The 11,998-nt window shown below is 62.3% G+C and carries 12 protein-coding genes and 1 pseudogene; 11 read left to right on the top strand and 2 right to left on the bottom strand.

Annotated features, from left to right (window positions below; genetic code table 11):
- Positions 1-23: 23 nt before the first annotated feature.
- Positions 24-476 carry a DUF305 domain-containing protein gene (locus NR187_RS22725; protein WP_256807707.1) on the bottom strand — a complete coding sequence of 151 codons (453 nt, stop codon included), beginning with the start codon at positions 474-476 and terminating at the stop codon, positions 24-26.
- Positions 477-699: 223 nt separating this feature from the next.
- On the opposite strand from NR187_RS22725, the gene rpoH reads away from it, so the two are divergent.
- The 6 genes from rpoH to NR187_RS22695 all read left to right on the top strand — a co-directional run bounded on the left by rpoH (position 700) and on the right by NR187_RS22695 (position 7,838).
- Positions 700-1,602 (top strand): RNA polymerase sigma factor RpoH, encoded by a 903-nt coding sequence (gene rpoH, locus NR187_RS22720; RefSeq protein WP_256807706.1) that lies wholly within the window; start codon positions 700-702, stop codon positions 1,600-1,602.
- A gap of 229 nt (positions 1,603-1,831) precedes the next feature.
- The gene (locus tag NR187_RS22715; protein WP_256807705.1) at positions 1,832-5,014 is read left to right on the top strand and encodes an efflux RND transporter permease subunit; all 3,183 of its coding nucleotides are present in this window, start codon (positions 1,832-1,834) and stop codon (positions 5,012-5,014) included.
- Between the two features lie 113 nt (positions 5,015-5,127).
- Positions 5,128-6,276 carry an efflux RND transporter periplasmic adaptor subunit gene (locus NR187_RS22710; protein ID WP_256807704.1) on the top strand — a complete coding sequence of 383 codons (1,149 nt, stop codon included), beginning with the start codon at positions 5,128-5,130 and terminating at the stop codon, positions 6,274-6,276.
- 290 nt (positions 6,277-6,566) lie between these two features.
- Positions 6,567-6,791, top strand: a complete 225-nt coding sequence (locus NR187_RS22705; protein ID WP_256807703.1) for a hypothetical protein — start codon at positions 6,567-6,569, stop codon at positions 6,789-6,791.
- Positions 6,792-7,016: 225 nt separating this feature from the next.
- A complete protein-coding gene (locus NR187_RS22700) occupies positions 7,017-7,157 on the top strand; it encodes a hypothetical protein (RefSeq protein WP_256807702.1) in 141 nt (46 codons plus the stop codon).
- A gap of 105 nt (positions 7,158-7,262) precedes the next feature.
- Positions 7,263-7,838 carry a hypothetical protein gene (locus tag NR187_RS22695; RefSeq protein ID WP_256807701.1) on the top strand — a complete coding sequence of 192 codons (576 nt, stop codon included), beginning with the start codon at positions 7,263-7,265 and terminating at the stop codon, positions 7,836-7,838.
- Between the two features lie 634 nt (positions 7,839-8,472).
- On the opposite strand, the gene NR187_RS22690 is transcribed toward NR187_RS22695, so the two are convergent.
- Positions 8,473-8,715 (bottom strand): hypothetical protein, encoded by a 243-nt coding sequence (locus NR187_RS22690; protein WP_256807700.1) that lies wholly within the window; start codon positions 8,713-8,715, stop codon positions 8,473-8,475.
- 298 nt (positions 8,716-9,013) lie between these two features.
- Between NR187_RS22690 and NR187_RS22685 the strand changes: the two genes are divergently transcribed.
- From NR187_RS22685 to NR187_RS35005, 5 genes and pseudogenes are all read left to right on the top strand, one after another.
- On the top strand, positions 9,014-9,304 hold the full coding sequence (locus tag NR187_RS22685; RefSeq protein WP_256807699.1) for a hypothetical protein: 291 nt from the start codon (positions 9,014-9,016) through the stop codon (positions 9,302-9,304).
- Positions 9,298-9,735, top strand: coding sequence for a CidA/LrgA family protein (locus tag NR187_RS22680; protein WP_306235686.1), 438 nt, complete (start codon positions 9,298-9,300; stop codon positions 9,733-9,735). The genes NR187_RS22685 and NR187_RS22680 overlap by 7 nt, the downstream gene beginning before the upstream one ends.
- A 147-nt stretch (positions 9,736-9,882) precedes the next feature.
- Positions 9,883-10,608 (top strand): annotated as a pseudogene (locus NR187_RS22675) (LrgB family protein); the annotation flags it as partial.
- 290 nt (positions 10,609-10,898) lie between these two features.
- Positions 10,899-11,126 (top strand): hypothetical protein, encoded by a 228-nt coding sequence (locus tag NR187_RS22670; RefSeq protein WP_256807698.1) that lies wholly within the window; start codon positions 10,899-10,901, stop codon positions 11,124-11,126.
- A 458-nt stretch (positions 11,127-11,584) separates the two neighbouring features.
- Complete coding sequence (locus tag NR187_RS35005) at positions 11,585-11,878, top strand: hypothetical protein (RefSeq protein WP_256807696.1); 294 nt, start codon at positions 11,585-11,587, stop codon at positions 11,876-11,878.
- The last annotated feature ends 120 nt before the right edge of the window (positions 11,879-11,998 follow it).

Raw genomic sequence — 11,998 nt, 5'->3', positions numbered from 1 at the left:
TCTTCACGTGTGGCGAGATGCCGTCATTTCGGTGCGTGCGAGGCGATCTCGGCGCCCGTCGACGGCGCTAAACTGACGACGGCCGGCAGCGCGTGGCTCAGAGAGGAGATTTCCTCCTCCTGCTCGCTCACCATTCGCTTTGCGAGCTGCCGAAGTGCGTCGTTGCGGCCGTACTTGATCTCCGCACGCGCCATGTCGATCGCGCCCTGATGGTGAGGGACCATCACATTGACGAAATCGCGGTCGATGTCGTCGGTCGGCGTCGTCAGCATGCTGCGGTTCATGTTGCTCATCGCAAGATCGATCTCGAACAGAAACTGCTGCTCGTCCGCGCCGGTCGTCCTGCGGGCCTCAGAACCGTGCTTCGGATCCTGCGCGAGGGCGAAGGATGTCGCCATGACCGATAGGCTGGTTGCCAGCGAGATAGCGCGTCTGCGTACGAAACCTCGGGAAAACAAGGGCACATCGAACTCCATGGCAAGCTAATGTGATCGGTGTCACGCGGACCAGTGCGTGTTGCTCGCCTGAAGATGCCAAGGGGAATCGATCAGCTCAATTAAAACTGGATTTAAGGTTCGGCGAAGGAGACGCGCGCCGGCCGGTTAAACCCAAATTCAGATTTCTGAAGCCCAATTTAGTGGCCGCTCCAGCCGCGGTCTTCCTACAGTCGAGGTGCCGGACCCAACGTAGGAGCAGGAAATGCAGGCTCAAAATGCCACCGCCAATGTCACCGGAGTGCCAGCTCTGCAATCGGCTGGAATTCTCGCCTATTCGGCAGCCATCAAGCGCTTCGATCTGCTCGAGCGTAGCCGGGAGCAGCAGCTCGCGCGGCGTTGGCAGGAGCGGCGCGACAAAAGCGCGACTGACGAGCTGGTCACGAGCCATCTTCGCCTCGCCGCCAAGGTCGCACGGGGCTACAAGGGGTACGGTCTTCCGATCGCCGACCTGATCGCGGAAGCCAATTTGGGGCTGGTGATTGCCGCCTCCCGTTTCGAACCGGGACACGGTGCGCGGTTTTCGAGCTATGCGATCTGGTGGATCAAAGCGACTGTCCACGAATACATCTTGCGCTCATGGTCTCTGGTCAAGATCGGCACGACGGCCGCGCAAAAGAAGCTGTTTTTCCGGCTGCGCGGTGAAATTAGGAAGCTCGCGGGCGAGACGGCAGCCCTGACGCCCGACATGGCGCAAGTCATTGCGGAAAAGCTCGAGGTGACCGTTCGCGACGTGACTGAGATGGATAGCCGGCTCTGTGGCGATCTCTCCCTGCATACCCGGGCTGGTGACGGCGATGGATCGGCTGAATGGGAAGCGACGCTCGTCGATGAGTCTCCGGACGCAGAGGAGATTGTCGTGGAGCACGACGAAGCGACACGCAGGTCAAGGGCCTTGCGCGCTGCGCTGGAGGTCTTGACGGGTCGTGAGCGGCGCGTGTTCGAAGCGAGACGGCTTGCAGAGCAACCGTTGACGCTCGAGCAGCTGAGCTGCGAGCTATCGATCTCGAGCGAACGGGTGCGGCAGATCGAGGCAAGCGCGTTCGCCAAGGTCAAGCGCGCGACGATACTAGCGGCCAGGGCAGGCAGCGAAGCAATCGCTGCGTGAGGCGCACGGACATCGCGTACCCAGCTCCGGTGTGCGCATGCTCATCTCGAAGTGAATAGGAACCGGCAGCCGATCACGGCTGCTCGAAACCTGACTAAAAGGTGAAGTCGCGCGATAGCTTCGTCATTTCATGTTATTGCGCTCAAATCCCAACTTGGTTGAGCGGGGCTGCCTGGCGACTTCGTGTCTCGCCGTGTTTTCTCAGCCGACAGCGGCGCAGGGATCAAGAATGGGAATTGTTCGATTTGCACTGCGGTTCCCGCACACCTTCTACGTGGTGGCGGCACTGATCCTGTTTCTAGGCGGTGCGGCGCTGTGGTCGATGCCGACGGACATCTTCCCGGAGATCCGGATCCCTGTGGTGACGGTCATATGGCAGTACACCGGTCTATCCACCCCGGAGATGGAGCAGCGCGTCAGTACCTATAGCCAGTATTCCATCAGCGCCAACGTCAACGGCATCAAGAACATGGAGTCTCAGACCCTCAACGGTCTGTCGGTGCAGAAGATCTATTTCCAGCCCGATGTCAATCTCGACCTGGCAATCGCGCAGATCGTCTCCGCAACCAACTCCATTCGTGCGTTGATGCCGCCGGGCATCCAGCCGCCGATCGTCGTGCAGTTCAATGCGTCGAGCGTTCCCGTGCTGCAGCTCAGCCTGAATTCTGACAGTCTCAACGAGCAGCAACTCTATGACTTCGGCATCTACCGTGTCCGGCAGCAGCTTGCGCCCGTTCCCGGTGTCACCCTGCCCACGCCTGCCGGCGGAAAGTACCGACAGATCATGGTGGACATCGATCCCGACAAGCTCCTGTCCCGAGGTCTGACGCCGCTCGACATCGTCAACGCGGTCAATACTCAGAATCTCACGCTGCCCTCGGGCACCGCGAAGATGGGAGACATACAGTACACGGTACGCACCAACGCGACGCCAGCGACCATCGACGATCTCAACAAGATTCCAGTCAAGTTCACGAACGGCGCCACCATCCTGCTGAAGGACGTTGCCCAGGTGCGCGATGGTTCGATGGTGCAACAGAACATCGTCCGCGAGGATGGTCGCCGCTCGGTCCTTCTCAGCATCATCAAGAACGGTAACGCCTCCACACTGGCCGTCGTCAACGGCGTGAAGAAGGCGCTGACCGCCGTTCGCGCCGCCGCGCCTCCCGGACTCAAGATCACCGAGCTGTTCGACCAGTCGGTTTTCGTGACGAATTCGGTGAACGGCGTGCTCCGCGAAGGCGCGATCGCGGCGGGGTTGACCGCCATGATGATCCTCCTGTTCCTGGGCTCGTGGCGCTCGACCGTGGTGGTGATGATCTCGATTCCGCTGGCGATCCTGTCGTCACTCGTCGTGCTGTACTTCCTCGGGGAAACGCTGAACACGATGACGCTGGGCGGCCTCGCCCTGGCGGTTGGCATCCTGGTCGACGATTCGACCGTGACGATCGAGAACACCCATCGGCTGTGGACGGAGGAGGGCATGTCGCTCGCGGACGCGACCTTGCATGGAGCGGCCGAGATTGCGGTGCCGACGCTGGTCTCCACCCTTGCCATCAGCTGCGTGTTCACGTCGGTGGTGTTCCTCGAAGGGCCGGCCAAATACCTGTTTACGCCGCTGGGCCTCGCCGTCGTGTTTGCGATGCTTGCGTCCTACGGATTGTCGCGAACGCTGACACCGATCACGATTGGGCTGCTGTTGAAAGGCGAGCGCCGGCATGTCCAGGGCGAGGTCCCCACCGGGCTGTTTTCGCGCCTGTCCGCCGCCTTCGAGCGCAGCTTCGAGCGGCTGCGCGACGGCTATTCCCGGCTTCTCGGCTTGCTGCTTCGACACCGCGTGGCCGTCCCGATCGCTGCGATCCTGATACTCGGTCTGGGCGCGGTGATGCTGAGCCTGGTAGGAAGGGATTTCTTCCCCTTGATCGACGGAGGCCAGATCCAGCTTCATGTCCGCGCGCCGGCGGGAACTCGGATCGAGAGTACCGAAGCCATATTCCAGAAGGTCGAGGACAAGATCCGCGAAGTTATTCCTGAGAAGGATCGCTCGCTCATCGTCGATAACATCGGGTTACCCGCACGAGCCTACAACCTGGCCTTTGCCGATGGCTCGACCATCGGCATCAACGACGGTGTGATTCTCATTTCGCTCCGGGACGGCCACAAGCCGACCGCGGAGTACATCAAGAAGCTGCGCCAGGTCTTGCCGGCGTCGTTCCCGGAGGACACTTTCTATTTTCAGGCCGCCGACATCGTCACGCAGATCTTGAATTTCGGACTGCCGGCGCAGATCGACGTTCGAACCGTCGGCTATGGCACCGATAATCTCGCAATCGCCAAGAAGCTCCAGAAGCGGCTGGCCGCCATCCCGGGTGTCGTCGATGCCCATCTCCAGCAGGAGATCGACGGCCCGGCGTTCTATGCGGACATCGACAGGACCCGTGCAGCCCAGCTCGGGCTGAACGCCAGCACGGTCGCGACCAACATCAATGTCAGCCTCAGTTCGTCGGTGCAGGTCTCGCCGAATTTCTGGACGGATCTAGGCTCCGGCATTCCCTACTATCTCGCCGTGCAGACGCCGGAATACAAGATCAATTCTTTGAATGCGCTGGCCAATACGCCCGTGTCCACGTCGATGGCCGCGAGTGGCCAGACGGTACCCGGCATGCTCAGCAACGTCGCGACCTTCAAGCGCGACACGGTGCCGACCAATGCCAACCAGAGCAACATCCAGCCGATCTACGAGGTCTATGCGAGCGTGCAGGGCCGCGATCTTGGGGGCGTGGCCGCCGATATCGGCAAGGTGATCGGCGATCTTCAGAAGCAACTCAAGCCCGGCAATTCCATCCAGGTCCTGGGCCAGATCCAGAGCATGAACGACTCGTTCCGGGATCTCGGTATCGGCCTCGTGTTCGCGGCCGTGTTCGTCTACCTGCTGATGGTCGTCAACTACCAGAGCTTTGGGGAGCCCTTCGTGGTCATCCTGGCGTTGCCGGCGACGCTGTGCGGCATCGTGACCATGATGTTCATCACCGGGACCACGCTCAATGTGCCGTCGCTGATGGGCGCGATCATGTCCGTCGGCGTCGCATCGGCGAACTCCATCCTGCTGGTGACGTTTGCGCGCGAGCAGCAGCTCAAGGGCCATTCCGCCCTGGAGGCGGCGCTGAGCGCCGGACGCACCCGCATCCGGCCGGTGCTGATGACGGCCGCTGCGATGGTGGTCGGCATGATCCCGATGGCCATCGGCGGTGCCGGCGAGGAGCAGAACGCGGCACTCGCCCGCGCCGTGATCGGCGGACTGCTGTTTGCAACGCCGACGACCCTGCTCATCGTCCCCTATCTGTTTGCCATGCTGCGCAAGGGTAATGACGGAAAGCCGCAGCATGGCGTGTTCGAGGAGACGCAGGCATGACTGAGATAGATGTGCGGCCCGATCGGCCGCTCCACGACCTCGATCTTCCGGACGATGCGGACAGGCCTCTATTGCGGTCAGAGGGCCGGCACAAGCGGCGGTCCGGAGCAATCGTGTTTGGTTCAGCGGCGCTGCTCCTGTTTGCCGGAGGGCTCGCTGCGGGTGGCTGGCGGCACTATGAGGCCGAGCGCGCGCTGGCTGCGACGTCCGAACAAGTGCGTACGTTTGTGCCCAAGGTCCGGGTCGCGACCATCCGCGTCAGTGACAGCAAGATAAACGTGACCTTGCCGGCGACGACGGCAGCCTTCGAAGCTGCCAACATATTTGCCAGGACCAGCGGCTACATCGAAAAGCGCTACGTCGATATCGGTGATCGGGTCAAAGCGGGAGCGTTGCTGGCCGAGATCATCGCGCCCGAGCTGGACCACCAGATCGCGCAGGCCCAGGCCACCCTGGCGCAGACCCAGGGGACCCTTCAGCAGACGCAGGCGAGCCGTGAACTCGCTGAGGTCACCAACGCGCGCGACAGCGGCCTCGTCAAACAGGGATGGCTGACTGCCCAGCAGGGCGACAATGACCGTCTGACACTGCGCGCGCAGCAGGCGGCCGAGGCGGTGGCGAAGTCGAACATCGCCGCTCAGCAAGCTCAGATCAAGGTTCTGGAGCAGGACAAGGCCTATCAGCGCGTGGTGGCTCCGTTCGACGGCGTGGTCACCCAGCGCAATATCGACAATGGTAGCCTCGTGCAGGCGGGTTCGACGTTCATGTTCACGTTGATGCATGCGAACGTCATCCGCACGCAGGTGTTTGTGCCGCAGGACGAGGCGATCGGAGTTCAGCCGGGTGTCGATGCGGTCATCCGCGTTCCGGAGCTGCCGGGCCGGGTGTTTCCGGGAAAGGTCACGCGGATTGCCACCGCGCTGCAGCCCGGAAGCCGTACGTTGCTGACGGAGATCGACGTCCCCAATCCGGACGGCGCGCTTCAGCCGGGCATCTATTGTACCGTCGAGCTGTACATTCCGCGCAAGACGCCGTCGTTGATCGTACCGGCCGATGCCGTTGTCTTCGATGAGAACGGCCTGCATGTCGCGGTCGTGAAAGATGGCGTTGTTCACATGCAGAAGATCTCGATCGCACGCGATTTCGGCAAGCAGCTCGAGGTGCACGATGGCGTCAAGCCGGGCGATCAGGTGATCCTCAACCCGATGCTGAGCCTGACGGAGGGGAGCCGGGTTTCTGCTCACGGGCCGCAGACGAGCTGACTGCCAAACCCCGACGAGGCGACGATCGACAGCACGGCGCGCTGGATCGCAGCCTCATACTCCGCGAGCATGTTTCCACGTATTGTCCGATCTTGGCGAAAGCGCCTCCGTATCCAATGTCAGCGAGGCATTGCGCGCCTTGGCCGGCCCCGGTTCGCGGGATTAAGGAATCGTAAGCGACTCACAGCTCATTGAGCGCCTGTGAGCAAGTCTTGCATTCGCCTCCGCTACATCGATCCGCACCTCCTTCATAGGGCAACACGTTCGTTGCATTTGAATGGAGAAGGTTGATGACGATGTTGAAGATTCTATCGGCGGGGCTGATCGCGACCGCGATGTTCACGACGGCCGCCAGTGCACGCGAGACTTACACGAAACAACGGCACGTCACGGAGCACGTTGATCATGCGAGCGTCGTTCCGTTTGCACGACCTTTCGGCGCCTACTCAGCAGCGCCGTCGGAGCAGGAGCCGGGCGGCATCTGCGATCACGGTGACAATCCGCAGATTTGCTGAGGGGTAGACCAAGAAGGCGCGGCGGCATCAACGGGCTTCGCCGCCGCGGTCCCCCATGTGTATGCGGCGCTCGGGGACAAGGCACTGTCCACCAAGCCATACAGATGCTTGAGCGCAGCCCGGGGCGGCGTCGGCGCGCCTGTCGACCGAGTTGTCGAGGATTGCAGGACTCCCGCTTAGCAGCCCGCGGGCGGGGATGCGCTCGCCGTCGCGGCAGGGCCGCCGGTGATGGTGCTGGCCGGGGCCGGATTGGCGAGGTCCATCGAAATGCTTTCGGGACACGCGCTCGTGTTCGGGGTGGGCATGACGCTCGGCGCGGGGCTGATGCTGGTGTCCGCGGTGTCGGTGTCGATCGCCGGCGGTTGAATGGTGCCGAGGGCGGGGGCTGGCGGTATATCAGGCGTCGACGCAGGCAAGGCCGCAGCATTGGTGAGCGTGCTTCCGGGGGCCGACGTGCAGGAACTCCCGGGAGTGGAGCTGCCGAGTGCGCTCGCCGGCGCCACCGTGCCTGTCGTGCTGCCGGTGATCTTGCCGACGATGGTCACTGGCATGGCCGCCGGCAAGGTCGGCGGCAGGGTTGTAACGGTCATCGGCGTGGCCAGCCCGGACATGCCGGTGATGGTCCCCATTGCGCCCATCGTGCTCATTGTGCCCGCCGCGGTAGGGCTCGCGGAAACGCTGCTGCTCGTGGCGGTGACGCTCTCCACCGATGGCGAAAGCTCCACCGCGGTCGGCGCGCAATTCACGCTCGTTCCTGGAAGTGTCGGGTCCAGCGCCAACGGGGGAGAAGCCAGCGTAGTCGCCGGCGCACCGGGAATGGTCGCGGCGGAGAACAGGCTCGTGAATGGGCTTGGCCCTGCCAGCGGGGACGACACGATCGCGCCCGGTGTTGTCGGAATCGCCATGGCGGTCGTTCCCATGGTCGAGACTTGCGCCAGGCAGCCGTTGCCGCTCAGCAGAAGAACGGCTGTCGCGCAGATGAGCGTACGCATTCAAGATCCCACGCGTTCGATTGTAGAGATCAAACGTAAGTACTCGGTGCGATAGATCCAATTCACGTTCGAGAGCGGAGATTGATGGTTCGAGCTGCGGACGAACTTTGGACCAGGGATTTTCAATTCGCCGTTATGGTCCTTGCCGGAGCGCGTCTACTACCTAGTCTTTATCGATCCCGATCCAATCGCCGGATGCGGTCCCGAAAGAACCGCTGTTTGCGAAGGTGCTGCATGCGACGAATTCCATTCATGCTGATCTGCATCGCAGTCTCGATTTGGGTGTCGCCCGGTTATGCGGTGCCGGTCGTCGCCCCGGATCCTCCAATGAGTGCCGAAAGGATCGCTCACCTTCCGTCCGGGATCAGGAGGGTCGTTTTGGCCAGGTGCGGCGCCGACGCTGAAGCAGGTCACTACTTCGCGACATACGACGACAACTCAAACGTCGTTCGGCTCGACTACTCGCTCCTCCAGTGTCCGAAAGCACCCGAACCATGCGAAGGCTCCAGCTGTGTGCAGACGTTCGTTCGCCATGCTGGCCGGTATGTGCTGTCCAGGCCCGGTGGCGATCACTTTCCGCGACCGCGACGCGAATGACCCAAGGTCAGATGCAGGAACTTCGAACAGCAAACGGGGGGGCGCCGCAGGTCGCGGCAGCACCCCGTATGACGCTTCGCGACACACTGCGCTCAGCGGTATCTCGGTCCGATATGGACGTTGCGGCTGGCGAACACGGGAGCCGCGCCGCCGGCGCGCTCGAGGCCCATCCTGCCTGCCGGCGTCAGGGCGCCGCCGTTCAGGACGTCACGGTTCAGATACATCGATGCGTACGCCGCAGGCTCCTGGTCGGCGAAGGACCACGCTGCAAATGCGGATGGGATTGACGCCGTCGAAATCAACGCCGCAGCAATCAGTGTCTTGAACATCGTCATCATCATTCTCCATTGTCTCATTCGTGCGGAGAATTAGCGGCTTGCGACCACTGCTGCTCTCCTGGTGGCGTTTTCCCGAATTGAATTGTCTTGATGTGTATGATGTAGGCATTTCCGCCGGCGACCGTGCAGCGTCGCAGATCACTCTTCTGAGAAGACGAAATTCGCTTGGAGCTATGAACGCGCCAATGTCGAGTCTGTATTCTTTGTCATGACTGCTCTCGCCATCGTGCTCGGCGCCGGACGTGCCCGACGCCTACTTCGAGTTCAGGTCACCTCAACGCCCGGAGTATGAACCGTGAGGCTGTTGTCCCTGTTTTGCTTCGCACTTTGTCTCGTCCTCTCCGCCACCACGGCATTCGCCCGCGGCGGCATGGGATCGATGGGATCGCGCATGTCGATGGGTGGCGGCGCGCTCGGCACGAGCGCTGCAACGCCGGGAACGAATTCGCTGGGCACCGCGCTGCCGTCGTCCGGTACAGTCGGTCATGCCATGAAAGGCCCGTTGCTCGGTACGAACGCTGCCATCGACCAGGAGGATGCGCGGGTTGAAAAGATGCTGGAGGGGTCGATCTGCCGCGGATGCTGAACCCGTGCAGGTTGCCAGGCCAAATGATGATACCCGCTCTTCTGGTTCTGCTGGCGTGTGAGCTCGCCGGCAACGCGCTCCACCAGATGCTTGGGCTTCCCGTACCGGGAGCTGTGATCGGCATGTCAATTCTGGCAGCCGCGCTGGCTTTCAGAAAAGAAAGCGCGAGCACCAGGTCGCCGATCATCGCCAGCCTGGAGCAGACTGCCGAGACCTTAATCCGTCACATGGGACTTCTGTTCGTGCCGGCGGGTGTCGGCCTGATCGCGGAGATTGGCGTGTTGCGGTCGGAATGGCTGCCGATCGCCGTCGGCCTGATCGGATCGACGCTGCTGAGCCTGGCAGTCACTGGCCTCGTGATGCACTGGAGCATTCGTCGCCGCGCCGCGCGGCGATCGCCAGACACCGTGCAGGGTCTGGAGCGGGGTTGATCCAGGCCGGACCGTCGCCGATGATTTCAATTGATCATCTCTGGAATTCGCTTGGCACGACGCCGTTGCTCTGGCTCGTCGTAACGCTGGCCGCCTACACGGCCGGCAACGCGCTGCAGCGGGCTTGCGGGGGGGACGTTCGCGAGTCCCGTGCTCATAGCCATCATCATCGTGGCGGCCATCGTCGTCGTGACCCGGACCGACTACAGAGACTATTTTGCGGCGACCCAGTTCATCAATTTCCTGCTCGGGCCGGCAACAGTCGCCCTGGCTATTCCTCTGGCGCGAAGCGCCCGCCTCGTGAAGGAGAATCTTGCGGGCGTCGGGCTTGCGTTGTTTGCGGGCTCCGTGACATCCACGATCAGCGGCCTTGGCCTCGTGTGGTTGTTCGGAGGTTCGCGCACGGTTGCGCTGTCCATGGCGCCGAAGGCCGCGACCACTCCCGTCGCCGCCGCGGTGTCGAGCCAGATCGGCGGCGTTCCGGCCCTGACAGCCGCGCTCGCGATCGTCGGCGGCATCGTGGCGGCCGTTGTTGGTCGGACGATGCTGACCAGGTTGAACGTCAACGACTGGCGGGCCCATGGCCTCGCCGCCGGAGTTGCGGGCAGCGGCATCGCCGCCGCGCAGGTGGCTGCACGCAGCGAGCCTGGAGCCGCATTCGCCGCGCTTGGCATCGGGCTCAACGGCGTCCTGGTTGGAATCTGGTGCCGCTCGTTGCGCAGTTCTGGAGGTGATGAAATCGATCGTTCGCGCCATCCGGAACGATGCCGGCAATGTGATACGTCGCGCAACTGCCCGGATTGGGATGACGAGCGGCACGTCCTACCTCCGGAAGGTAGCAATTGGAGAAGACTGCGATGCGTTCTCTCTTGACTGTTGGCTTTCTGATTCCGCTGACCGCCTGTGCAAGCGCGGCTCCCATCCATGGAGCGCACGCACGGCATCGGGCCGTGGGTCATCATGAGCCGGTCGTGTCGCTGGGTGACTTCGTCATCCGGAGGGGAGCCTATGCAGGCCCTCGACCGCCGATCGCCTACAACGATACGCCCAGCTATAACGATCCGTCCAAGTTCGGTGGACAATCGGTTGGAATGGACCCCTAGAGCCCGGCCGTTCGCCGGTCATGCGCACACGATGCTGAAGATGATTTGTGGAGCTATTCGATGCGCTATCTGCTGATGTTTGGTCTCTTCCTGGCGTCGTGTGGGACTGCGTCTGCGGCAACTCGTGAACCATCGCACGCGGCTGCACGTCTGCACGTGCAGAGACATCGATTGGCAAATCCGAGCGCATTACCGGCTGTCGGACCGCGATTCGCCGTCCCCGGCTGGAGCAACGAAGACACCGAACGCTGGCTCGACAACGCCAGTTCGTCCTGGTCGCAGGCCTGACGTTAGTTCGCTCCCTTTGTGCTGACCAGACAATCGACGATAGTGGGCACATCGCCCTCGTCGATGGGCGCTTTGTAAGCCTTGATCATCTTGTGGACCTCGGGAGTCCCAGGCGGACATGGAGAGAGCAGGTTGGTTCAGCACCATGTCTGCGGAGTGACAGGCCAGGCTGCTGTTGATGGCGTCCGCGCCGGATCCGCCCCGAAATAGGGCATCGCCCGGTGGGAGCTCAACGTTCATCGATGTGATCGCCTGAGCGGGCTGGACCTGAGCAGAGGCGGGCGTCAGAAGGGAGCGATTGCGAATGAGGTTCGCAGGCAGGCGCGCGCCATCTGATTGGCGGCCTCACGTATAGCGGACCGCCACCCCATGCGCTTACCCTTGTTGAACAAGAATTTAGGATGTCGAGCCGTGTAGAACGGGCGTTGCTCCCTATGTCTCACGAGAGAGGACCGATCATGATGACAACCAAATTTGTGACTGCCGCCTTCGTAACTGTAGGGCTCGCGATTGCGCCCTTTGCTGCGGAAGGGAAGAGCTACAAATATTTGAGGCACGATGTGTCGACAATGCAATCTGCTGCCTATGGGACGTCCGGACTGTCGACATCGCCATCCGGGACCTATGGGACATCCGGAACGTCTGTCGGAACTGTCACCGCACCCTCGGTGGGGTCGTACAACTGGCCTTCGGTAGGCGTGACAAACGCAGTGCCCACTTGGCGCAACACCAATCCTTCTGTTCGCAGGTAGCGAGAGCTGCCACCACATCTCGAAGCTCGTCGTGGTGGCATGCGCCCCGTCGACGAGCGCGGATCGGCGTTGAGCGACGCTCTGGCCGAGACGCGACGCCTCGCATGGCGTGTGGTGTCA

The organism is Bradyrhizobium sp. Bra64, from assembly GCF_024519875.1.
In the GTDB taxonomy this organism is placed as follows: domain Bacteria; phylum Pseudomonadota; class Alphaproteobacteria; order Rhizobiales; family Xanthobacteraceae; genus Bradyrhizobium; species Bradyrhizobium japonicum_G.
Note: the sequence above shows the minus strand (reverse complement) of the source record. Positions and strands in the feature narration are given on the sequence as shown.

What these genes read in the sequence shown, in the direction of transcription:
- rpoH (WP_256807706.1), top strand. Translation starts at nt 700, where the DNA reads ATGCAGGCTCAAAATGCCACCGCCAATGTCACCGGAGTGCCAGCTCTG.
- NR187_RS22680 (WP_306235686.1), top strand. Translation starts at nt 9,298, where the DNA reads ATGCTGAACCCGTGCAGGTTGCCAGGCCAAATGATGATACCCGCTCTT.
- NR187_RS22705 (WP_256807703.1), top strand. Translation starts at nt 6,567, where the DNA reads ATGACGATGTTGAAGATTCTATCGGCGGGGCTGATCGCGACCGCGATG.
- NR187_RS22715 (WP_256807705.1), top strand. Translation starts at nt 1,832, where the DNA reads ATGGGAATTGTTCGATTTGCACTGCGGTTCCCGCACACCTTCTACGTG.
- NR187_RS35005 (WP_256807696.1), top strand. Translation starts at nt 11,585, where the DNA reads ATGATGACAACCAAATTTGTGACTGCCGCCTTCGTAACTGTAGGGCTC.
- NR187_RS22725 (WP_256807707.1), bottom strand. Translation starts at nt 476, where the DNA reads ATGGAGTTCGATGTGCCCTTGTTTTCCCGAGGTTTCGTACGCAGACGC.
- NR187_RS22690 (WP_256807700.1), bottom strand. Translation starts at nt 8,715, where the DNA reads ATGACGATGTTCAAGACACTGATTGCTGCGGCGTTGATTTCGACGGCG.
- NR187_RS22670 (WP_256807698.1), top strand. Translation starts at nt 10,899, where the DNA reads ATGCGCTATCTGCTGATGTTTGGTCTCTTCCTGGCGTCGTGTGGGACT.